This is a genomic window from Streptomyces sp. NBC_01750 (assembly GCF_035918095.1).
Taxonomy (GTDB): domain Bacteria; phylum Actinomycetota; class Actinomycetes; order Streptomycetales; family Streptomycetaceae; genus Streptomyces.
The window spans coordinates 1,606,053-1,627,781 of the sequence record NZ_CP109137.1; the positions used below are offsets into that span (position 1 = coordinate 1,606,053).

General features: G+C 69.3%; 22 protein-coding genes. 3 read left to right on the plus strand and 19 right to left on the minus strand.

The window, feature by feature from the left end:
- Positions 1-232 precede the first annotated feature (232 nt).
- Positions 233-733 carry a transcriptional regulator BldD gene (gene bldD, locus OG966_RS07100; protein WP_326648581.1) on the plus strand — a complete coding sequence of 167 codons (501 nt, stop codon included), beginning with the start codon at positions 233-235 and terminating at the stop codon, positions 731-733.
- Positions 734-906: 173 nt separating this feature from the next.
- Here the strand turns inward: bldD and nusB are convergent, their stop codons facing one another.
- The 15 genes from nusB to rpsD form a co-directional block, all read right to left on the minus strand.
- Positions 907-1,335 carry a transcription antitermination factor NusB gene (gene nusB / locus OG966_RS07105; RefSeq protein ID WP_326648582.1) on the minus strand — a complete coding sequence of 143 codons (429 nt, stop codon included), beginning with the start codon at positions 1,333-1,335 and terminating at the stop codon, positions 907-909.
- Between the two features lie 2 nt (positions 1,336-1,337).
- Positions 1,338-1,904, minus strand: coding sequence for an elongation factor P (gene efp, locus OG966_RS07110; protein WP_326648583.1), 567 nt, complete (start codon positions 1,902-1,904; stop codon positions 1,338-1,340).
- Positions 1,905-1,964: 60 nt separating this feature from the next.
- Positions 1,965-3,071, minus strand: a complete 1,107-nt coding sequence (locus OG966_RS07115) for an aminopeptidase P family protein (protein ID WP_326648584.1) — start codon at positions 3,069-3,071, stop codon at positions 1,965-1,967.
- 76 nt (positions 3,072-3,147) lie between these two features.
- Positions 3,148-4,152 carry an AAA family ATPase gene (locus OG966_RS07120; RefSeq protein WP_326648585.1) on the minus strand — a complete coding sequence of 335 codons (1,005 nt, stop codon included), beginning with the start codon at positions 4,150-4,152 and terminating at the stop codon, positions 3,148-3,150.
- A 123-nt stretch (positions 4,153-4,275) separates the two neighbouring features.
- Positions 4,276-4,716 (minus strand): type II 3-dehydroquinate dehydratase, encoded by a 441-nt coding sequence (gene aroQ, locus OG966_RS07125; protein ID WP_326648586.1) that lies wholly within the window; start codon positions 4,714-4,716, stop codon positions 4,276-4,278.
- Entirely contained in the window at positions 4,713-5,807 is a 1,095-nt protein-coding gene (gene aroB, locus OG966_RS07130) for a 3-dehydroquinate synthase (protein ID WP_326648587.1), read from the minus strand. Before aroB ends, aroQ begins: the two co-directional genes overlap by 4 nt.
- Positions 5,804-6,286 (minus strand): shikimate kinase, encoded by a 483-nt coding sequence (locus tag OG966_RS07135; protein ID WP_406733935.1) that lies wholly within the window; start codon positions 6,284-6,286, stop codon positions 5,804-5,806. Before OG966_RS07135 ends, aroB begins: the two co-directional genes overlap by 4 nt.
- 29 nt (positions 6,287-6,315) lie before the next feature.
- Positions 6,316-7,500 (minus strand): chorismate synthase, encoded by a 1,185-nt coding sequence (gene aroC, locus OG966_RS07140; RefSeq protein WP_326648590.1) that lies wholly within the window; start codon positions 7,498-7,500, stop codon positions 6,316-6,318.
- Between the two features lie 252 nt (positions 7,501-7,752).
- Positions 7,753-8,589: a shikimate dehydrogenase gene (locus OG966_RS07145; protein WP_326648591.1), complete on the minus strand. Its 837-nt coding sequence runs from the start codon at positions 8,587-8,589 to the stop codon at positions 7,753-7,755.
- Positions 8,586-10,280 (minus strand): endolytic transglycosylase MltG, encoded by a 1,695-nt coding sequence (gene mltG, locus OG966_RS07150; RefSeq protein ID WP_326648592.1) that lies wholly within the window; start codon positions 10,278-10,280, stop codon positions 8,586-8,588. Before mltG ends, OG966_RS07145 begins: the two co-directional genes overlap by 4 nt.
- Positions 10,281-10,384: 104 nt before the next feature.
- Complete coding sequence (gene ruvX / locus OG966_RS07155) at positions 10,385-10,849, minus strand: Holliday junction resolvase RuvX (RefSeq protein ID WP_326648593.1); 465 nt, start codon at positions 10,847-10,849, stop codon at positions 10,385-10,387.
- A gap of 5 nt (positions 10,850-10,854) precedes the next feature.
- Positions 10,855-13,524: an alanine--tRNA ligase gene (gene alaS, locus OG966_RS07160; protein ID WP_326648594.1), complete on the minus strand. Its 2,670-nt coding sequence runs from the start codon at positions 13,522-13,524 to the stop codon at positions 10,855-10,857.
- Complete coding sequence (locus tag OG966_RS07165; protein ID WP_326648595.1) at positions 13,524-13,853, minus strand: DUF6167 family protein; 330 nt, start codon at positions 13,851-13,853, stop codon at positions 13,524-13,526. Before OG966_RS07165 ends, alaS begins: the two co-directional genes overlap by 1 nt.
- Positions 13,854-13,859: 6 nt before the next feature.
- Positions 13,860-14,294, minus strand: a complete 435-nt coding sequence (locus OG966_RS07170) for a DUF948 domain-containing protein (RefSeq protein WP_326648596.1) — start codon at positions 14,292-14,294, stop codon at positions 13,860-13,862.
- A 345-nt stretch (positions 14,295-14,639) separates the two neighbouring features.
- Complete coding sequence (gene rpsD / locus OG966_RS07175; protein ID WP_326648597.1) at positions 14,640-15,254, minus strand: 30S ribosomal protein S4; 615 nt, start codon at positions 15,252-15,254, stop codon at positions 14,640-14,642.
- Between the two features lie 188 nt (positions 15,255-15,442).
- On the opposite strand from rpsD, the gene OG966_RS07180 reads away from it, so the two are divergent.
- Positions 15,443-16,135: a DUF2470 domain-containing protein gene (locus OG966_RS07180; protein WP_326648598.1), complete on the plus strand. Its 693-nt coding sequence runs from the start codon at positions 15,443-15,445 to the stop codon at positions 16,133-16,135.
- A gap of 21 nt (positions 16,136-16,156) precedes the next feature.
- Here the strand turns inward: OG966_RS07180 and OG966_RS07185 are convergent, their stop codons facing one another.
- The 4 genes from OG966_RS07185 to OG966_RS07200 form a co-directional block, all read right to left on the minus strand.
- Positions 16,157-17,524, minus strand: a complete 1,368-nt coding sequence (locus OG966_RS07185; RefSeq protein ID WP_326648600.1) for a replication-associated recombination protein A — start codon at positions 17,522-17,524, stop codon at positions 16,157-16,159.
- Positions 17,525-17,569: 45 nt separating this feature from the next.
- Positions 17,570-18,205 (minus strand): vitamin K epoxide reductase family protein, encoded by a 636-nt coding sequence (locus OG966_RS07190; protein ID WP_326648601.1) that lies wholly within the window; start codon positions 18,203-18,205, stop codon positions 17,570-17,572.
- Between the two features lie 580 nt (positions 18,206-18,785).
- Positions 18,786-20,048, minus strand: a complete 1,263-nt coding sequence (gene hisS, locus OG966_RS07195; protein WP_326648602.1) for a histidine--tRNA ligase — start codon at positions 20,046-20,048, stop codon at positions 18,786-18,788.
- 11 nt (positions 20,049-20,059) lie between these two features.
- A complete protein-coding gene (locus tag OG966_RS07200) occupies positions 20,060-20,767 on the minus strand; it encodes an MBL fold metallo-hydrolase (protein ID WP_326648603.1) in 708 nt (235 codons plus the stop codon).
- A gap of 154 nt (positions 20,768-20,921) precedes the next feature.
- Between OG966_RS07200 and OG966_RS07205 the strand changes: the two genes are divergently transcribed.
- On the plus strand, positions 20,922-21,710 hold the full coding sequence (locus OG966_RS07205) for a peptidylprolyl isomerase (protein ID WP_326648604.1): 789 nt from the start codon (positions 20,922-20,924) through the stop codon (positions 21,708-21,710).
- Positions 21,711-21,729 lie beyond the last annotated feature (19 nt).

Here is a 21,729-nt window from a genome sequence, read left to right on the forward strand (position 1 = left end):
TGAAACGGACCTCCTTCTCCGCCTCACGGGACGGATCTTAAAGGACGTCGGAATTACGCCATACACGTTACCAGGGCCTTGCGCGGCCCCGGCTCCCGCCCCTCGTCCCGCCCCGGGCGGAACCCGGCGCGGACCATTCGGCTTGACGAGTCCAAGTAACGCTGCGTAACCTCACAGTGAGTGACCAGCCGCGCGGCGGAGCCGCACGTCGACACAGTGTCCGGGGAGCTATATGTCCAGCGAATACGCAAAACAGCTCGGGGCCAAGCTCCGCGCCATCCGCACCCAGCAGGGGCTTTCCCTCCACGGCGTGGAGGAGAAGTCCCAGGGCCGCTGGAAGGCCGTCGTGGTCGGCTCGTACGAGCGTGGCGACCGTGCCGTGACCGTGCAGCGCCTCGCCGAGCTGGCGGACTTCTACGGCGTCCCTGTGCAGGAACTTCTTCCTGGCACCACGCCGGGCGGGGCCGCCGAGCCTCCGCCGAAGCTCGTCCTGGACCTGGAGCGCCTGGCCCATGTCCCGCAGGAGAAGGCCGGCCCTCTCCAGAGGTACGCCGCCACGATCCAGTCCCAGCGCGGCGACTACAACGGCAAGGTGCTGTCGATCCGCCAGGACGACCTGCGCACCCTCGCGGTCATCTACGACCAGTCGCCGTCGGTCCTGACCGAGCAGCTCATCAGCTGGGGCGTGCTCGACGCGGACGCGCGGCGCGCGGTCGGGCATGAAGAGGGCTGACGCCACTTCAGGAGAAACGTCACCTCGGAGGGCGAACCCGGTTGTTCCGGGTTCGCCCTCCGGTGCGTTTTGGGCGTCATCGCCCGGCATCAGCCACCGCGGCGAAACTGCACCGGGCCCGTGGCCGAAGACTCATGGTCTTCGGCCACGGGCCCGGTGAAGGCGGTTGCGCCCTAGTCGCGGCGCAGACTCGGCTTGAGGTCCTTGAAGCGGCCCAGCAGGCCGTTCACGAACGACGGGGACTCTTCGGTGGAGAACTCCTTGGCGAGTTGCACCGCCTCGTCGATCACCACCGCGTCCGGGGTCTCGTCCACCCACACCAGCTCGTACGCCCCGAGCCGGATGATGTTCCGGTCGACGACCGGCATCCGGTCGAGCGTCCAGCCGACCGCGTAGGTGGCGATGAGGTCGTCGATCCGGTCCGCGTACTCCGCGTACCCCTCGACCAGCTCCATCGTGTATTCGCCGACCGGCGGCTGCCGATCATCGGTCCGCGCGTGCCGCATCCAGTCCGCGAGGACCGTCTGCACGGAGGCACCGCGCTGGTCGGCCTCGAAGAGGATCTGGAAGGCGCGCTTACGGGCCTTGTTCCGGGCAGCCACGGTTAGCTGTTCACCCGGCCGAGGTACTCACCGGAGCGGGTGTCGACCTTGATCTTCTCACCGGTGGTGATGAAGAGCGGGACGCCGATCTCAAAACCGGTCTCCAGCGTGGCCGGCTTGGAGCCGCCCGTGGAGCGGTCGCCCTGGACGCCCGGCTCCGTGTGCTGGATGACCAGCTCGACGGCGGCCGGCAGCTCGACGTAGAGCACCTCGCCCTCGTGCGTGGCGACGCTGGCCGTGAAGCCCTCGATCAGGTAGTTGGCGGCGTCACCGACAGACTTGCGGTCGACCATCAGCTGGTCATACGTCTGCATGTCCATGAAGACGAAGTACTCGCCGTCCATGTACGAGAACTGCATGTCGCGGCGGTCGACGGTGGCCGTCTCGACCTTCACGCCGGCGTTGAACGTCTTGTCGACGACCTTGCCGGAGAGCACGTTCTTGAGCTTGGTGCGCACGAAAGCAGGGCCCTTGCCGGGCTTGACGTGCTGGAACTCGACGACGGACCAGAGCTGGCCTCCGTCGAGCTTGAGCACCATGCCGTTCTTGAGGTCGTTCGTGGAAGCCACGGTTGCGGAATCTCCTGGACTGACGCTGGTGGACGACCGAGGAAGCGCGCTGCAGCGAAGCTAGAGCGCGAGCAGCTCCTTGGTCGTGATGGTGAGTAGCTCGGGTCCGCCGTCCGCCTCCTGGCGTACGACGAGCGTGTCATCGATCCGGACACCGCCCCGGCCCGGGAGGTGGACCCCCGGTTCGACGGTGACCGGCACACAAGCGTCCAGTTTACCCATGGCCGCAGGGGCCAGCTGCGGGTCCTCGTCGATTTCGAGCCCGACACCGTGCCCGGTGAGCGGCGCGAGGCCCTCGCCATGGCCCGCAGAGTCCAGGATCTGCCGGGTCGCACGGTCCACATCGCGGTACGCGGCGCCCGGGACCAGAGACTCCCGGCCGGCCCGCTGAGCGGCGAAGACAAGGTCGTACAGCTCGATCTGCCAGTCCGCCGGGGTCGTCCCGATCACAAACGTACGGCCGATCTCGCACCGGTAGCCGCGGTAGTTGGCGCCGACGCAGACGGAGAGAAAATCGCCCTCCTCGACCCGGCGGTCGGAGGGCCGGTGGCCGCCCAGCCCGGAGTTGGGCCCGGTGGCTACCGAGGTCGCGAAGGCCGGGCCGTCGGCGCCGTGGTCGACGAGCCGGCGCTCCAGCTCCAGCGCGAGATGCCGCTCGGTGCGGCCCACCAGGATCGACTCCAGGAGTTCGCCGAGAGCCTGGTCCGTGATCTCCGCCGCGATCCGCAGGCAGGCGATCTCCTCCTCGTCCTTGACAAGGCGCTGCTGCTCGACGGCGAGACCGAGGTCGGCGAGGCGCAGCCGGGGCGCCACCGAGCCCATCGCCCGGTGTCTGGCGATGGTCAGATGGTGTTCCTCGACGGCCAGCGACTCCACCCCGGCCGTCCTGGCCAGCTCTGCGGCCGCGACCGCCGGATCGCCGGCCGAGGTCGACAGGACGGTCAGCCGCAGCTGCTCATCAGGACGGCCTTCGGCGGGATCGCCGGTGGGCGTACGGGGGCAGAGCAGGACGTCTTCGCCCGGGCCGAGCAGGAGTACCGCGCCGGGCGGCGCTCCGCCCGCGAGATAGCGGACATTGGCGGGGCGGGAAACCAGAGCCCCGGGGCTGCCGGTCGCCGCGCACCGGTCACGCAGCCTGCCGCGGCGGAACCCATACACCTCTGACATGCCACGAGCCTACGAGCGTCGGCCCGGCCCGGCCCGGTCAGCGCGTCCGACCGGGGTGCGCACGCGGGTGCGCGGCCTACCAGTTCGGCGGGCTGGCGATGGAACGGGCGAGTACGTCGTCGAGGACCCGGGCCGTCGTCTCCACGTCGTACTTGGAGTTGTCGATGATCGGCAGCCCTGATCCGTACCAGCCGGCCATCCGGCCGTGGATGCTCGCGACTTCCTCGTCCGAGAGACGGCGGTTTCCGCTGCGCTCGGCGTTGCGCTCCAGGACAATCTCGAGGCCCGGGAGCAGGACGACGGGCAGCAGACCGGGGCCGACATGACGCTTCCAGCCGCCGAGGCCGACGACGGGACGGTCGGGGAAGACCGCGTCGTCGAGGATGCAGGAGATCCCGTTGGCCAGGAAGTTGCGGGCGGCGAAGCCGCAGGTGCGGCGGGCGAGGCGGTACTGAGCCTCGGAGTGGTCGTTCCAGCCGGACTGCGGGTCGGCGAAGCCGGAGCAGACCCATTCGCGGACATCATCGAGGCTGATGTGTGCGGTGGGAACACGGCGTCCGGCGGCCCAGTGGCGGGCCACGGTCGTCTTCCCGGCGCCTGCAGGGCCGATCAGCAGAACGGCGAGGGTGGTCGCGCCGGTGCCGATTTCGGCGGGTGGCGGGGCGGGTATGGGAACCGGCCCACCGGGCGGCAGCGGCACATGCCCCGTCGTGTCGCGGGACGGCGGCGCGGAGGCGTGCTGAGGGGCGGGACTCGTCCAGCCCGGGGAGGGATGACCGCCATGCGGCTGGGGAGGCCCTGCGGGAGCCGCGGGACGCCCGCCCTGCGGCCGGCCCTGCGGCGGCGGAGGACCGGCGGGAGCCGCGTGCGGAGGTCCGGCGGGAGCCGCGGGATAGCCGCCTTGAGGCGGGCCCTGCGGCGGCGGAGGGCCCTGCGGCGGAGGGCCGGCGGGCGCGCCCCGCGGCGGTCCGGCCGGAGCCCCCTGCGCAGGCCCCGGGTGCGGGGCGCCGTGTGTCCATCCGGCAGGTCCGTGCCCCGGTCCGTGGGGCGGCGGCAGCGGAGCCCCCACTGCTTGCTGCATCCGGTGCCACTCCGTCTCGTACGACTGACGCTGGTCAGGCGGCAGCTGGGCCGCCTTGCTACCGAACGGTACCTCCCCCGGCCGCCACGGTGGGAACGGCCGGGGCAGGCCCAAAGTGCCCTGTCAGCCGGTCAATTCTTCGGCCAGCGCGCGCAGCGCGAGGCGGTACGAGCCGACGCCGAAGCCGGCGATCGTGCCGCTGGCCACGGCCGCGACCACCGAGGTGTGCCGAAATACCTCGCGCGTATACGGGTTGGAGATGTGCACCTCGATGAGCGGGGCGGTCCGCTGAGCTGCCGCGTCGCGCATCCCGTACGAATAGTGGGTGAAGGCACCGGGGTTGAGAACGACCGGAATTGAGCCGTCCGCGGCCTCGTGCAGCCAGCGGATCAACTCGCCCTCGTCGTTCGTCTCGCGTACGTCGACGTCGAGGCCGAGCTCCTTGCCGAGCTCCTGGCAGGTCTCCACCAGACCTGCGTAGGAGGTCGCGCCGTAGACGTCGGGCTCGCGGGAGCCGAGCCGCCCGAGGTTGGGGCCGTTGAGGACCAGCACCTGACGGGTCACGCGGACACCTCTCCGTAGGCTGCGAGCAGTACCGCCGGATCCGGGCCTTCCAGCACGGTCGGCTTGGCGAGACCGTCGAGGACGATGAAGCGCAGCAGGTTGCCGCGGGACTTCTTGTCGACCTTCATGGTCTCCAGGAGCTTGGGCCACTGGTCGCCGCGGTAGGTCAGCGGCAGTCCGACGGACTCCAGGACGGAGCGGTGCCGGTCGGCGGTCGCATCGTCAAGACGCCCGGCCAGCCGCCCCAGTTCGGCGGCGAAGACCATGCCGACCGAGACAGCCGCGCCGTGCCGCCACTTGTAGCGCTCGTTCTTCTCGATCGCGTGCGCGAGAGTGTGGCCGTAATTGAGGATCTCGCGCAGTCCGGATTCCTTGAGGTCGTTGGAGACCACCTCGGCCTTGACCCGGATGGAACGCTCGATCAGCTCGGCGGTGTGCGGCCCCGCAGGGGTACGCGCGCCCTGCGGATCGGCCTCGACCAGGTCGAGGATGGCAGGGTCGGCGATGAAGCCGGCCTTGATGATCTCCGCCATGCCGCTGACGTAGTCGTTGACCGGCAGCGAGTCCAGGGCGGCCAGATCGCACAGCACTCCGGCCGGCGGGTGGAAGGCCCCGACGAGATTCTTGCCCTCGGCGGTATTGATGCCGGTCTTCCCGCCGACCGCCGCGTCGACCATGCCGAGCACGGTCGTCGGGACGGCGATCCAGCGCACCCCGCGCAGCCAGGTCGCCGCGACAAAACCGGCGACGTCCGTGGTGGCACCGCCGCCGACACCGATGATGATGTCGCTGCGGGTGAAGCCTGTCTGGCCGAGCGCCTTCCAGCAGTACGCCGCGACTTCGACGGTCTTGGCCTCCTCGGCGTTCGGCAGCTGGATGGCGATGACTTCATAGCCCTGGGAAGCAAGGTCCTCACGGATCGCGTCGCCGGTGCCGGCGAGCGCCTCGGGGTGCAGCACAGCCACCCGCTGGGCGCGCGGGCCGATCAGCCCGGGCAGCTCGCCCAGCAGTTGCCGGCCGATCAGCACCTCGTACGGATCGGAGCCGTCCGTACCGCCGACCTGGATTCGGGTCACTGCCTGATCGGTCATACGTCTTTCAGCTCCAGTGCGTCGAGGACCGCCTGGGCGACCTCTTCGGGCGTGCGGTCGTCGGTGGCCACGACGACGCGTGCCACTTCGGTGTAGAGATGGCGGCGGGCATCCATCAGCTCCCGCCACTGACGGCGCGGATTGACGGCGAGCAGCGGGCGCGCCTGGTTGAGACCGACCCGCCGGACCGCCTCCTCCACGTCCATCGAGAGATAGGCGACGGGCAGGCCCGCCAGCAGCTCACGGGTCGAGTCGTCCAGGATCGCGCCGCCGCCGAGTGCGAGCACTCCGGAGTGCTCGGTCACGGCGGCCCGCACGGCCTCGCGCTCGAGATCACGGAAGTACGGCTCGCCCTCGTCGACGAAGATGTCCGCGATCTCCCGGCCCTGGGCCGCGACGATATCGGCGTCGGTGTCCCGGTAGGCCACGCCGAGCCGCTCGGCGAGCAGCTCACCCACGGTGGACTTGCCCGAGCCCATGGGCCCGACCAGGACGATCAGCGGGGCGTTCACCGGATGTGCAGATTGTCGAGGTAGGACTGCACATTGCGGCGGGTCTCGGAGACGCTGTCTCCGCCGAACTTCTCGGCGACCGCGTCAGCGAGGACGAGCGCCACCATCGCCTCGGCCACGATCCCGGCGGCCGGTACCGCACAGACGTCGGAACGCTGGTGGTGGGCGGCCGCGACCTCGCCGGTCGCGACGTCGACGGTGGCCAGCGCACGCGGCACGGTCGCGATCGGCTTCATCGCGGCCCGTACACGCAGCAGTTCACCGGTGGACATGCCGCCTTCCGTACCGCCGGAGCGGCCCGACGTGCGGCGGATGCCGTCCTCGGTCGGCACGATCTCGTCGTGGGCCTTCGACCCGGGTACGCGCGCCAGCTCGAAGCCGTCGCCGACCTCGACACCCTTGATGGCCTGGATGCCCATCAGCGCGGCCGCGAGACGGGCGTCGAGGCGCCGGTCCCAGTGCACATGCGAGCCGAGACCGACCGGCACGCCGTAGGCCAGCACCTCGACAACGCCGCCGAGGGTGTCGCCGTCCTTGTGGGCCTGGTCGATCTCCGCGACCATCGCCTTCGACACATCGGCGTCCAGGCAGCGCACCGGGTCCGCGTCGAGCTTCGCCTCGTCGGCGGGGACGGGCACCACGCCGTACGGAGCCCTGGCGGCGGCCAGTTCGACAACGTGGGAGACGATCTCGATGCCCGCCGTCTCCTTGAGGTAGGAGCGGGCGACCGCGCCGAGCGCGACACGCGCTGCGGTCTCGCGGGCGCTGGCCCGTTCCAGGATCGGCCGGGCCTCATCGAGCGCGTACTTCTGCATGCCGGCCAGGTCGGCATGGCCGGGACGCGGCCGGGTCAGAGGCGCGTTGCGGGCCAGCTTGGCGAGCTCATCGGGGTCGACCGGGTCGGCCGACATGACCTGCTCCCACTTCGGCCACTCGGTGTTGCCCACCATGACCGCCACCGGCGAGCCCATGGTCAGTCCGTGGCGTACGCCACCGAGGAAGGTGACCTCGTCGCGCTCGAACTTCATCCGCGCACCGCGTCCATAGCCGAGGCGCCGCCGGGCAAGGTGGTCCGCCACCATCTCGGTGGTAATGGGCACGCCGGCGGGAAGACCCTCCAGCGTCGCCACCAGTGCGGGTCCGTGCGACTCCCCCGCCGTCAGCCAACGCAACCTGCTCAACGGTGCTCCTCCTGCTCGCGCCTGGAACTGCGACGGCGCGACCGGGTGCGCGGCCCTGGCCCGCCTCCTTCGATCCTCCCACGTCCCGAGCCGCGACCCGGTCTCCGGTCCATCAACCGGACGCGCGGGCCCGCCTCAGCTTCACCAGCAGCACGATCAGGGCGATACCGACGGCCAGTCCTGCGTACACCTGGAGGGGCACCATGCGCAGGAGGATCCCAATGATGGCCTCCGGGACGCGCCCCGCGAGGTTCACGCGGTTCGGCCGCTGGTCAGCGCCTTCTCGCCGGCTGCACGCATGGCCCTGAGCGGCGCGGGGGTCCGCCCCGTCATCTGCTCGACCTGGAGCACCGCCTGGTGGACCAGGAGGTCCAGGCCGCCGACGACGTCCCCGCCCTGCCGCGACCAGGCGGCGGCGAGTGCGGTCGGCCAAGGGTCGTACAGCACGTCGAAGAGCGTCCCGGGGCGGTCCGGTACGGCGTGCGCCAGCTCGTCGGTGGCACCGGCCGGCGTGGTGGCGATGACCAGCGGCGCACGCAGCGCCACGGCGGCCTCGGCCCAGTCGGCGATACGCACCTCGACGCCGAGCCGCTCGCCCCAGCCGCGCATCTCGTCCGCCCGGGCCGCACTGCGGACATACGCGGTGACCGGTCCCGTACAGATCCGTGAGAGCGCGGCGAGCGCGGACGACGCGGTCGCGCCCGCGCCCAGTACCGCGGCCGATCCGACCTTGTCGACGCCCCGCTCGCGCAGCGCGGCGGTCATGCCGGGGATATCGGTGTTGTCGCCGAGACGGCGGCCGTCCTCGGTGAAGACCACGGTGTTCACGGCTTCCACGGAGGCCGCGGTGTCGCTGATGCCGTGGAGCAGCGGAATGATCGCGCGCTTGAGCGGCATGGTCAGCGACAGCCCGGCCCAGGAGGCATCGAGCCCCTCCACGAATTCCGGCAGCCCCGCCTCGTCCACCTCGAAGCGGTCGTACGACCAGTTGGCGAGGCCGAGTTCCGCGTAGGCCGCCCGGTGCAGCACCGGCGAGAGGGAGTGGGCGATCGGTGATCCGAGGACCGCCGCCCGCTTCGGAGTGCTCACTGGCCGTTCTTCTTCTGCTGCTCTGCGTACTTCTTGCGGTTCCGCTCGTGTTCCGCGTTGGTGACCGCGAAGAGCGTCTCGTCCTCGGTGATCGACACGAAGTAGTACCAGGGGCCGGGCGTCGGCTTGAGCGCCGAGCCGAAGGCGTCCAGACCCGGGTTGCCGATCGGCCCCGGCGGCAGACCCTTGATGTCGTACGTGTTGTACGGGTCTTTTATCTTCCGCAGATCATCGACGGCACCGAGGTCGAGTTTGCTCCCGCTCTTTATGTAGTTGATCGTCGAGTCGAACTCGAGCCGCCCGACCGTCTCGGCGTTGTTCGGTTCGAGGCGGTTGTAGACGACCCGCGAGACCTTGTCGAAGTCGTGTTTGTACTTGCCTTCGGCCTGGACGAGGCTCGCGACAGTGAGCACCTGGAGCGGCGATTTCAGGCCCAGCCTCGCGGCCTCGGCCTTGAGGTCCTTCTTGCCGAATGCCTCGTTCGCCTGGGCGACCATCTTCTGAAGGACGGCTTCCGGCTTCATGCCCTTGGCGACCGGGTACGTCGCGGGGTACAGGAAGCCCTCCAGCGGGTCCTTGATGTCCTTGTTGTCATCGGCCCACTCGGGCAGGCCCAGGGTCTTCGCCTTCGCCTTCGCGACGGCCTCGGTGGCTCCCGCCTTGATGCCGAGGCGCTTGTCGATCTGCTCGTAGACCCAGGAATTGCGCTTGCCCGGGGTGACGATCAGGTTGTTGCGGCTGGCAGGGTTGAGCATGGCTTCCACGGCGCTCTTGCCGGACATGCCCTTCGCGAGCGTGTAGACGCCGGCTTCGATGCTCTTTCCGTCGGCGGCGGAGACGAAGGCGCCGGCGCTCTTCACGACACCGGCCTTCTTGAGGATGGTGCCGATCTCTCCGAGGCCCGCGCCCTTGGGGATGTCGACCTCGGCCGAGCCGCTTCCGACGCCGGTGTAGTCCTCGGCCGGACCGAAATGGCTCTGCCAGAATTGATAACCGAAGTAGCCGGCACCACCGAGGGCGCCCACGAGGATCAGCGAGACGACCAGGCAGGCGCAGCCGTTGCGGCTCTTCTTCTTGGTCTTGCCGCGGCGCTCACGGCCGCCGCCCCGGCGCGACTCGCCCGGGTCGTCGTCGTACTCGTCGTCGGCGTCCCGGCCGTCGTCGCCGGTGAAGAAGGGGTGGGTCTCCTCCTGCGGCGCCTCGGCATCCCAGTCGGACGCGGGCTCCGGCTCGGCCTGGCGCCGGCCGGGTGGCTGCGGCGGCGGGTACGCCTCAGGAGTGGCGTAGTAGTCGGCCTCCTGCCGGCTGCCGTAGCCGGGCTGCGGGCCGCCGTAGGTGTCGCCGGGACTCGCTCCGTAGGGCATGGCTGGGTGCTGGCCGGTGTCCCAGCCGCCGTTGTACTGCTGCTGCTGTTGCTGCTGGTTGTACTGCTGTTGCTGGTTGTACTGCTGCTGTTGCTGCTGGTCGTACTGCTGCCGTTGCTGGTCGTACTGCTGCTGGTCGTACTGCTGCTGGTACGGGTCCTGCTGGTTGCCGTACTGCTGCGGCTGCTGCGGGTACTGCTGCTGCGGCTGGCCGCCGTACGGAGGCTGGCCGGCTGCAGCCTGCTGTCCTCCCCATCCCTGGTCCCCGTACAACGGGTCCTCGGGATGCCACGGTTCGGAGCCGGAGCTCCGGCCATACTCAGTCATCGATCCCCTAGGGCCGCGAGGCGGGCGTTGAGCCATCCCGACTCTTTACTGTGCGGCACCTGTTCGAACACCACCGCATCGCGCGGAACGTTACCGTATCGCGATCAGACAACCACTTCGACGCCCTCCCCGGGTGCCTCACCGGACGCCCTTTCGGACTCCAGAGCGTTCTGGAGGATCACCACAGCGGCAGCCTGGTCGATGACGGACCGGCCTTTTTTGGACTTCACGCCCGAAGCGCGCAGTCCCTGACTGGCCGTCACTGTGGTCATCCTCTCGTCGACCAGTCGGACCGGAATGGGCGCGATGCCGCGCGCGAGCTCCTGCGCGAAGCCGCGGATCTTGACCGCGGCCGGGCCCTCGCCGCCGCTGAGCGAGCGGGGCAGGCCCACGATGACCTCGATCGGTTCGTACTCCTCGACGAGCTGCCGCAGCCGCCGGTGGGCGGCCGGGACATCGCGTCCCGGCACGGTCTCCACCGGCGTGGCGAGGACCCCGTCGGGGTCGCACGAGGCGACCCCGATCCGGGCGTCCCCGACGTCGAACGCGAGACGGCGTCCTCTGCGCATCAGCGTCAGGCCGTCTCGGCGACGAGACGCTCGACGGCCGCCACGGCGTCGCCGATGGCAGCCGGGTTCTGCCCGCCGCCCTGGGCGACGTCCGGCTTGCCGCCACCGCCGCCACCGAGGGTCTTGGCGGCGGCACGGACGAGGTCACCGGCCTTGAGGCCACGCTCGCGGCCGGCCTCGTTGGTCGCGATGACCGTCACCGGGCGGCCGTTGGCGACGGAGAACAGGGCCACGACCGCAGGGCGGTCGCCCGGGATGCGGCCGCGGACGTCGAGGACCAGCTTGCGCAGATCGTCGGCGCCGGTGCCGTCCGGCACCTGACCGGTGACCAGAGCCAGGCCCCGTACGTCCTTGGCACCCGAAGCGAGACCGGCGGCGGCCTGCAGGACCTTCTCGGCGCGGAACCTCTCGATCTCCTTCTCGGCGTCCTTGAGCTTGGCGAGCATGCCGGAGATCTTCTCGGGGAGCTCCTCGGAACGACCCTTGACCAGCTCCTGGAGCTGGGCAACGACCGTGTGCTCCTTGGCGAGGAAGTTGTAGGCGTCGACGCCGACGAGAGCCTCGATACGGCGCACTCCGGAGCCGATCGACGACTCGCCGAGCAGCTTCACCAGCCCCAGCTGGGAGGTGTTGTGCACATGCGTGCCGCCGCAGAGCTCCTTGGAGAAGTCGCCGATGGTGACGACGCGCACGCGCTCGCCGTACTTCTCGCCGAACTCGGCGATGGCGCCCTGCTTCTTGGCCTCGTCGATGCTCATGACCTCGGCCTGGACGTCGAGTTCACGGGCGAGGACTTCGTTGATCTTCTGCTCGACATCGGTCAGGACCGTGCCGGGTACGGCGGCGGGCGAGCCGAAGTCGAAGCGGAAGCGGCCCGGCGAATTCTCCGAACCGGCCTGGGCGGCCGTCGGACCGAGGGCGTCGCGCAGCGCCTGGTGCGTGAGGTGCGTGGCGCTGTGGGCGCGGGCGATCGCACGGCGGCGGTTGATGTCGATGGCGGCGTAGGCGGAGGCGCCGACCGTCACCTCGCCGACCTGCACCGAACCCTTGTGCACGCTGACACCCGGGACGGGCTGCTGCACATCGCGGATCTCGATGACGGCGCCCGTGTCGAGCTTGATGCGGCCCTGGTCGGCCAGCTGGCCGCCGCCCTCGGCGTAGAAAGGCGTGCGGTCGAGCACGACCTCGACCTCGTCGCCCTCGGTGGCGGCGGGCGACGGAACACCGTCGACCAGCAGGCCGACGATCGTCGACTCGCCCTCGGTGGCGGAGTAGCCGGTGAACTCGGTGGAGCCGGAGCTGTCGGCGACCGAACGGTAGGCGGACAGGTCGGCGTGACCGGTCTTCTTGGCCTTGGCGTCGGCCTTGGCCTTGTCCCGCTGCTCCTTCATCAGGCGCCGGAAGCCGTCCTCGTCGACGGACAGCCCCTGCTCGGCGGCCATCTCCAGGGTGAGGTCGATCGGGAAGCCCCAGGTGTCGTGGAGCAGGAACGCCTTCTCGCCGGCGAGGACCGTGCCGCCGCCGGCCTTGGTGTCGGTGATCGCGGTGTCGAGGATGTTGGTGCCGCCCTTGAGGGCCTTGAGGAAGGCGGCCTCCTCGGCGACGGCGACGGTCTCGATCCGCTTGCGGTCGGTGATCAGCTCGGGGTACTGCTCGCCCATGGTCGTGATGACCGTGCCGGCGAGTTCGGCGACGACCGGTCCGGTGGCGCCCAACAGCCGCATATTGCGGATGGCGCGGCGCATGATGCGGCGCAGCACATAGCCGCGGCCCTCGTTGCCGGGGGTGACGCCGTCGCCGATGAGCATCACGGACGTGCGGATGTGGTCGGCGACCACGCGCAGCGAGACGTCCGAGCCGTGGTCGGCGCCGTAGCGGACGCCGGTCAGCTCGGTGGCCTTGTCCATGACGACGCGCAGAGTGTCGGTCTCGTACATGTTCTGTACGCCCTGCAGGATCATCGCGAGGCGTTCGAGGCCGAGGCCGGTGTCGATGTTCTTCGACGGCAGGTCACCGAGGATCGGGAAGTCTTCCTTGCCCTCGCCGGCGCCGCGCTCGTACTGCATGAAGACCAGGTTCCAGATCTCCACATAGCGCTCGTCGTTGACGGCGGGGCCGCCCTCTTCGCCGAACTCCGGGCCGCGGTCGTAGTTGATCTCGGAGCAGGGGCCACAGGGTCCGGGGACGCCCATGGACCAGAAGTTGTCCTTCTTGCCGAGGCGCTGGATGCGCTCGGGCGGTACGCCGATCTTGTCGCGCCAGATCTGCTCGGCCTCGTCGTCGTCGAGGTAGACCGTGATCCAGAGCCGCTCGGGGTCCAGGCCGAAGCCACCGTCAGCCACAGAGCTGGTCAGCAGCTCCCAGGCGTAGGTGATGGCGCCTTCCTTGAAGTAGTCCCCGAAGGAGAAGTTGCCGCACATCTGGAAGAACGTGCCGTGGCGAGTGGTCTTGCCGACCTCTTCGATGTCCGGCGTACGGACGCACTTCTGCACGCTGGTGGCGCGCGGGGCGGGCGGCTTGGCCTCACCGAGGAAGTACGGCTTGAACGGCACCATGCCCGCGGGGACCAGCAGCAGAGTCGGGTCGTCCGCGATGAGCGACGCCGAAGGCACGACGGTGTGCCCGCGCTCCTCGAAGAAGCTCAGCCAGCGGCGGCGGATTTCAGCCGACTCCATCAGTGGTCCTCATTCCGGTTGTGCGAGGGGTACGAGTTGTACGAGTGCTTCGGTCGGTCGATGGCAGCGAAGCGTCGCTGCGCGGGGAGTCCGGGCTCGGCGGATGCCTCCAAGCCCAACGCCTCGCCCAGTTCGGCCTCGCGCTGGACCATGCCGGCCCTGACGTCGAGGGCGAAGTCCTTGAGCTTGTGGCCCGCGTCGATCGCCTTGTTCGCGGCCTGCGCCGCGAGGCTCTCGGGGGTCAGCTGCTTGAGCTTGCGGTTGACCTTGGTGGTGGCCCAGACGCCGGCTGCGGCGCCCGCGGTGAACCAGAAGGTACGGCGGAACATCGAGCGTCAGCCTTTCCGCTTCTTGCGCCGGGCGGCCGGCACGGTGCGGCCGACGATCACCGCACGACGGGACGGTGCCGCGGCCGGCGTGTCATCGCTCTTGCGGCTCATGGCCCGGCGTACGCCGTAGCCGAAGGCGGCGACCTTGACCAGCGGGCCGCCGAAGGTCGAGGCGACGGTCGTCGAGAGCGCCGAGGCGTTGGAGGTGACTTCCTGGACGTCCGTCGCGATGGCGTCGACCCGGTCGAGCTGGGTCTGCGCGTTGCGCACCGTCGCGGAGGCGTCGGCCAGCAGCGGCACCGCCTGCTCGGTCACTTCCGCCACGAGTTTGGTGGTCGCCCTGAGCGTCTGGGCCAGCCTCACCAGCACCACGGCGAGGAAGGAGACCAGAATCGCCCAGAAGACGGCCACCAGGATCCCGGCAACCTCTCCACCGGTCACTCTGCACCGCTCTCTGCTCGTCGATGGGTCCTCGAAAATCGTCCTCCGACCCTATCGCGCCCACGGTCGCGCCCCCTACCGCATTCCGGGTGGGCAGAAGGCAGGAGGCGGGGAGTTGCGCAAGCCGATTGTACGGAGTGCTTGTCCGTCGGTACGCCGCGTGTTCCGAACGAGGCGGCCATCGCTTCTTTGAGGCCCGCGTACGGGAAGGCCGCTCCCGCATGGATGGTCCTGCGGCGTGCGGCCCGGCTACGCGGCCCCGGGAAACGCGAGAGCCCGCCGGCTCCTCCACCGGTAAGGGCGGGGAAGCGGCGGGCTGCAGCGCTGTGAGCTACTGCGCCTTGATCAGCGGGCGTAGTACTCGACGACCAGCTGCTCGTCGCAGATGACCGGAACTTCCTTGCGCTGCGGGTCACGGTCCAGGCGGAACGCCAGGGCCTTCAGGTTGACCTGCAGGTAGCGGGGGGTCTCGCCGTCGGGGGCGAAGCCACCCTCACGCGCGACCTGGAAGAGCGACTTCTCGCGGCTGCGCTCGCGGACCATCACCACGTCGTCGGGACGGACGCGGAACGACGGCTTGTCGACCTTGCCACCGTTGACCTCGATGTGGCCGTGCACGACCATCTGACGGGCCTGGTAGATGGTGCGGGCGATGCCCGAACGCAGGACCAGGGCGTCGAGGCGGCGCTCGAGCTCGATGACCAGCGCGTCACCGGTCTTGCCCTCGGCCTTCTTGGCGCGGTCGTAGGCACGCGCCATCTGGCGCTCGCTGATGTCGTACTGGGCGCGCAGACGCTGCTTCTCGAGCAGACGCACCTTGTAGTCAGAGTTCTGCTTGCGGCCACGGCCGTGCTCGCCCGGCGGGTAGGGGCGGGCTTCGAAGTACTTGACAGCCTTCGGCGTCAGCGCGATACCGAGCGCGCGTGACTTCTTGACCTTGGGACGCGACTGGTTAGGCACGTTCTCCAGACCTCCATTGTAGGTTAGGTTAGGCTCACCTTACTCAAGGAGATCGCATGTCTCGCCCTGGGAACACCAAGCGCATCACGGACAGCACAAAGAACGTCGACGATTCACAGAGCGTCGAGGCGACGGAGGTCCGATCAGCTCATGGTCAGCCGCGTCCCAGCGGGCTTGAAATCACTCGGATGCCGTCAGCAGCCGAGCGCACACGAACTCTCGTACAGAGTACATGCTCCGGGGTAGTGCTCATCCCCGGCCTGGACGGAGCACGTCCTGACCAGCTCACACCTCGGGCGCGGGTCGTGGGGCATGACGGCGAGGTGTTCCTGCTGTTTCCCGCCGACTCACCGGCTGTGCGGGCCGCCACGCACGCCCAGGACGACGAACTGTCCGCCGTGCTGGAGATCACCGACGTCGCCCCGGTGTCCGTGCCCCATCGTATCCGCGGCCGCGCCTGGGTCTCCGGCTGGCTCACCTGCGTACCCGGCCTGGCCGAGCCCGGCTCCATGATGCTGCGGCTCGAGGTGGGCGAGGCCTGCGTCGACGATCTGTGGGGCGCGGAGAGCGTCGAGCCGGAGGAGTTCGCGCAGGCGTCCGTCGATCCTCTTGTGACGCACGAGGCCGACCTGCTGCAGCATCTGCACTCCGCGCACGGCGAGCAGGTGCAGGAGCTGTGCGGGCTGCTCGGCGACCGGGCGGACAGGGCGGGCGCGAACCGGCAGCGTGCGGTGCCGCTGGCACTGGACCGGTTCGGACTGCGGGTGCGGTTCGTGGGCGAGCCGTGCTTCGACGCCCGCTTCGACTTTCCCGAACCGGTACGCGATGTCACCGAGCTGCGCCGGGCGATGCACACGCTCTTCGGAGCCGCTTCGCACTGACCGGCGCAGGTGCGCCGGATGTCACCGCCCCTCGGCCTGGCCTTCCGGGCGCAGCCGCTCGCGCACCTTCTCGACCACATCGGCATAGCGCGCCTCCGCGCCGTACCGCGTGGGCTCGTAGTAGCGCTTGCCGTGCACCGCGTCCGGGGCGTACTGCTGGGCGGCGATCGCACCCGGCACATCGTGCGGATAGACATAGCCCTGGGCATGACCGAGCTTGGCCGCCCCCTTGTAGTGGCCGTCGCGAAGATGCGGCGGGACCGCTCCGGCCAGTCCGTTCCGTACGTCCGCCAGCGCGGCGCCGATCGCGGTGGTGGCGGCATTCGACTTGGGGGCCAGCGCCAGCGCGATGGTGGCGTGGCTGAGAGTGAGGGCCGCCTCGGGGAAACCGATCATGGCCACGGCCTGGGCGGCGGCGACCGCGGTCGGCAGAGCCGTCGGGTCCGCGAGGCCAATGTCCTCGCTCGCCGAGATCATCAGCCGGCGGGCGATGAACCGCGGGTCCTCCCCCGCCTCGATCATGCGCGCCAGATAGTGCAGCGCCGCGTCCACATCGGAGCCGCGGATGGACTTGATGAGAGCGCTCGCCACGTCGTAGTGCTGATCGCCGTCGCGGTCGTACTTCACCGCAGCGCGGTCGACGGTCTCCTCCAGCGTCTGGAGGCTGATCGCCTTCTCGCTCTTGTCCATGGCCGCGCCGGCCGCGGCCTCGAGCGCGGTCAGCGCCCGGCGGGCGTCGCCGCCGGCAATCCGCAGCAGATGTGCCTCGGAGTCCTCCGGGAGTGCGACCACGCCGCCCAGGCCGCGTTGGTCGGTGAGCGCCCGTCGCAGCAGTCCGGTCAGATCCTCGTCCGTGAGCGATTCCAGCGTGAGCAGCAGGGAGCGGGACAGCAGCGGGGAGATGATCGAGAAGTACGGATTCTCGGTGGTGGCGGCGATCAGCGTGACCCAGCGGTTCTCCACGGCGGGCAGCAGGGAGTCCTGCTGCGCCTTGGAGAAACGGTGGATCTCGTCGAGGAAGAGGACGGTCTCCTTGCCGAAGCCGCCGGCCGCGCGGCGGGCTCCCTCGATGACCGCCCGGACCTCCTTGACGCCCGCGGTGATCGCGGAGAGCTCCACAAAGCGCTTGTTGGTGGCCTTGGAGACGACATACGCGAGGGTCGTCTTGCCGATGCCGGGCGGGCCCCAGAGGATCACGGACGACGGACCGGCGGGGCCGCCGCCGCCTTCGCCGACGAGCCGGCGCAGCGGCGATCCCGGCTTCAGCAGATGCTGCTGGCCGACGACTTCGTCGAGGGTGCGCGGACGCATCCGAACGGCCAGTGGGCTGCTGGACGGATCCTTCTCCTGGCGTTCTTCGGCTGCGGCGGTAAAGAGGTCGGGCTCCACGCCGTGAAGCCTATGTCAGGGCACTGACAGCGCCGTCCGGCCGGGTCAGCTGGTCCAGAAGTCCCACCAGCGGGTCAGGATCAGCATCCCGATGATCCCGATCCACAGCACCGGCGGCATCCAGTGGAACTCCAGGAGGCCCTTTCGCAGCCCCTCCGGGACCTTGATGACGTAGTGCCTGATGTTGTGCAGGGTGACGTAGCAGAACATCACGATCGTGGCGACCCAGGCCAGCGAGCACCACAGGCACAGCGAGTTGATGTTGTACAGCGACTGGTACTGCAGCCAGGTGCAGAACCCGACGCCGAAGAGACAGCCGGCGTTGAGACCGAGCCAGTACCAGCGGCGGTAGCGGGCCCCGGCCAGCAGCGCGACCCCGATGGCGATCACCATCGAGTACGCCACCAGCCCCATCATCGGATTCGGGAACCCGAACGCCGCGGCCTGCTCGCTCTTCATGATGTTGCCGCAGGAAACGACCGGATTCAGACTGCAGCCGGGCGTGAACGACGGATCCTCCGCCAGCTTGATCTTGTCGATCGTGATCACCCATGAGGCCAGCAGCCCGGCCGCACCCGTGATCACCAGCAGCCATGCGAAGGCACGACCGCCACCGATCGTGCCCTTGGAGCCGTCGGCCTGCCGGCCGGAGGACACGTCGTCAACAGGTGCAGTCTTCATATCGCCGATCCATCGCTCAGTAGCCTGCTGGGGCAGGGTCATTCTGCCGCACCCGCCCCTGTGTCCACCGTTCGATGGACATAAGGATGTACGGACCGCCGTCCCGGACTGCTCACCTCCGGGAGCAAGCTCGTCACCCTCACAGAACTCGCGGTGAACGGGCACGGACTTCGCGAGCGCTACGGCGAACCGTCCGCTGTGGACGGCCTGGACCAGGGCATCCGGCAGGGTGAGGCCTGCGGCGTCCTCCGCCCCGACGGGGGCGGGCAGGAGCGCGACGGTGGAGATCCTCGAGGGGCATCGCGCGCGGTATGCGGGCGAGGTGACCGTCCTCGGGGCGCGGATCCCGCGACCGGGAACCGCCTCCGGCGCTCCCGTATCGGCCTCCTTTGGCAGGACGAATCCGCACCCGCGGAGTTGACGGCCCGGGAGGAGGTGTCGCATTTGGACCATTAAGACCCGAAATCCCGTAACCCGAAGAGGTCATCACGCTGGTGGGCCTTGAGCAGAACGCCTCGAGCCGCCCCGGACCCCCCGTACGCCCTCCGAGGGGTCCGGGGCAGGGCCCCAGGCAAAAACGTCAGGCCAGGCGTTCACGGATCACGGTCACCGCGTCCGCCAGAGCCACCGGCGACTGCTCGCCGCTCTCCATGTCCTTGAGCTGGACCACACCCTCGGCGAGATCGCGCTCGCCGGCCACAAGCGTGTAGCGCGCGCCCGAGCGGTTCGCGCTCTTCATCGCGCCCTTGAGGCCCTTCCCGCCGTACGAGAAGTCCGCCGCGACACCGGCCTTGCGCAACTCCGTGACGAGAGCGAACAGCACGCGGCGCGCCTCCTCGCCGAGCGGGACCGCGAACACCCTCGTGGTGGAGGGGAGTTCGAGCTCGATGCCCTCCGCCTCCAGCGCCAGGACCGTACGGTCCACGCCGAGCGCCCAGCCGACCGACGGCAGCGCCGGGCCGCCGATCATCTCGGAGAGGCCGTCGTAGCGGCCGCCGCCGCCCACCGCGGACTGCGAGCCGAGACCGTCGTGGACGAACTCGAAGGTCGTGCGCGTGTAGTAGTCGAGGCCGCGCACCAGCTTCTCGTCGTCCTCGTACGTGACGCCCGCCGCGGTCAGCAGCTCACGCACCTCCTCGTGGTACGCCTTGCACGCGTCGCACAGGTAGTCACGCAGCAGCGGCGCGCCCACCAGCTGCTTCTGGACCTCCGCGCGCTTGTCGTCGAGGACCCGCAGCGGGTTGATCTCGATCCGGCGCCGGGTGTCCTCGTCCAGCTCGAGCCCGCGCAGAAAGCCCTGAAGCGCGTCCCGGTAGACGGGGCGGCACTCCTTGTCGCCCAGCGAGTTCAGCAGGATGCGGAAATCACGCAGGCCGAGCGAGCGGTACGCCTGGTCGGCCAGGATGATCAGCTCGGCGTCCAACGCCGGGTCTTCCACACCGATCGCTTCTGCGCCGACCTGCGAGAAGTGCCTGTAGCGGCCCTTCTGCGGGCGCTCGTAGCGGTAGTACGAGCCCGAGTACCAGAGCTTCACCGGCAGGTTGCCGGCCTTGTGGAGGTTGGCCTCCAGCGCCGCGCGCAGCACGGATGCGGTGCCTTCGGGACGCAGCGCCAGCTTGTCGCCGCCCTTGGTCTCGAAGGCGTACATCTCCTTGGAGACGATGTCGGTGGATTCGCCGACACCGCGCGAGAACAGCTCGACGTTCTCGAATCCGGGCGTCTCGATGTAGCCGTAGCCGGAGTTCTTCAGCGGTGCGGAGATCGCCTCACGCACCGCGAGGGTCATCGCGGACGTCGGCGGAATCAGGTCGTACGTGCCCTTGGGGGCCTGAAAGGTGCTCACGGAAACTCTCGTCACATTCCTCGTCGGGGAGCTGCTGCGCTCCCGAGGCCGGCGGCCACATCCCGCACATACGGATTGGTGGCACGCTCGCGGCCGATGGTCGTCTGGGGGCCGTGGCCGGACAGCACCACGGTCGAGTCGTCGAGCGGCAGGCACACACGCGCCAACGACTCGAGCATCTCGGCGTGGTCGCCCCCGGGCAGGTCCGTGCGTCCGATGGAGCCGGCGAAGAGCAGATCTCCCGAGAAGAAGACCGACGGAATGTCATCGGTCTCGGGCATCCGGAACGTCACCGACCCCTTGGTATGGCCGGGCGCGTGCGCGACCGAGAAGTCGAGGCCGGCGAGGCGCAGCTCGACACCGTCGGCCAGCTCCTTGACGTCGTCCGGCTCTCCCACGGTCAGCTCGCCCATCAGCGGCATCCCGATCGACCGGCCCAGCGCCTTCTCCGGGTCGCTCATCATGTACCGGTCCGCGGGGTGGATCCACGCCGGTACGTCATGGGCGCCGCACACCGGGACAACAGAGGCGACATGGTCGATGTGGCCATGCGTGAGCACGACGGCGACAGGCTTGAGCCGATGCTTCGCAAGCGCTTCTTCGACTCCCTCGGCCGCCTGGTGGCCCGGGTCGATGATCACGCACTCCTCGCCTGCGGCCGGGGCGACCAGGTAACAGTTGGTCCCCCAGGCTCCTGCGGGGAACCCGGCAATAAGCACGATCGTCCTCGGTGTGGTCGTCGAGAGGGATAAAGCTGTATTGAATTGCAGCAGTTCAGAGCCTACCGGCGCCGCTCGTCCCACAGCCAACCCGTATACGGTACGGGGCACACTCGGCCGGTCGGCATCACGCGAGACACAAGGAGAAGACCCGGTGGTCAGCAGCGATCAGCGGCGGCGTCAGCTCGCCAGGGAGAAGTTCGAGCGCCAGCAGCAGCGTCGGCAGAAGTCCCGGAAGGCGAAGCAGCGGAACGCGATCATCGCGGCTGCGGTCGTCCTGGTCCTCGCCGGGGGCGCCGCCTACGCCTCGGTAGGGCTCTCCGACGGGGACACCAAGGCCAGTGACTCGGTGGAGGACAGCCAGTCCTCCAGCGCCACCCCGTCCAAGAGCGAGAGCACCACCCCCGAGCCCGCCATGGCGATCGACAAGGCGGCGAAGTACTCGATGTCCCTCAAGACGAACGAGGGCGACATCAAGATCGCGATGGACGCGGCGAAGACCCCGCACACCGCGAACTCCTTCAAGTCCCTCGCGGACAAGGGATACTTCAACGGTACGAAATGTCATCGACTGACCACGCAGGGCATTTTCGTGCTGCAGTGCGGGGACCCGAAGGGCGACGGCACGGGCGGGCCCGGCTACACGATCCCCGACGAGAATCTGACCGCGCTGGGCAAGGCGGGCGCCGACGGCACGGTGACCTATCCGGCCGGAACGGTGGCGATGGCCAATACCGGCCAGCCGCACAGCGGAGGCAGTCAGTTCTTCCTCGTCTACAAGGAGACGAAACTGCCGCCCAGCTACACGCCGTTCGGAAAGATGGACGACGAGGGCCTGAAGGTCGTCCAGGAACTGGCGAAGGCCGGAGTCGCCGGCGGGGCACAGGACGGCGCCCCGAAGAAGGCCGTCACCATTGAGAAGGCGGCCGTCACGAAGGTGTGAGCCGGGGAATTTCGGCCGC

Bases quoted from the DNA above. Each gene is read 5' to 3' on its own strand.
- bldD (WP_326648581.1), top strand. From the start codon at position 233: ATGTCCAGCGAATACGCAAAACAGCTCGGGGCCAAGCTCCGCGCCATC.
- OG966_RS07115 (WP_326648584.1), bottom strand. From the start codon at position 3,071: ATGTCAGAGGTGTATGGGTTCCGCCGCGGCAGGCTGCGTGACCGGTGC.
- OG966_RS07120 (WP_326648585.1), bottom strand. From the start codon at position 4,152: ATGCAGCAAGCAGTGGGGGCTCCGCTGCCGCCGCCCCACGGACCGGGG.
- aroB (WP_326648587.1), bottom strand. From the start codon at position 5,807: ATGACCGATCAGGCAGTGACCCGAATCCAGGTCGGCGGTACGGACGGC.
- OG966_RS07135 (WP_406733935.1), bottom strand. From the start codon at position 6,286: ATGGGCTCGGGCAAGTCCACCGTGGGTGAGCTGCTCGCCGAGCGGCTC.
- mltG (WP_326648592.1), bottom strand. From the start codon at position 10,280: ATGACTGAGTATGGCCGGAGCTCCGGCTCCGAACCGTGGCATCCCGAG.
- ruvX (WP_326648593.1), bottom strand. From the start codon at position 10,849: ATGCGCAGAGGACGCCGTCTCGCGTTCGACGTCGGGGACGCCCGGATC.
- alaS (WP_326648594.1), bottom strand. From the start codon at position 13,524: ATGGAGTCGGCTGAAATCCGCCGCCGCTGGCTGAGCTTCTTCGAGGAG.
- OG966_RS07165 (WP_326648595.1), bottom strand. From the start codon at position 13,853: ATGTTCCGCCGTACCTTCTGGTTCACCGCGGGCGCCGCAGCCGGCGTC.
- OG966_RS07180 (WP_326648598.1), top strand. From the start codon at position 15,443: ATGCCGTCAGCAGCCGAGCGCACACGAACTCTCGTACAGAGTACATGC.
- OG966_RS07190 (WP_326648601.1), bottom strand. From the start codon at position 18,205: ATGAAGACTGCACCTGTTGACGACGTGTCCTCCGGCCGGCAGGCCGAC.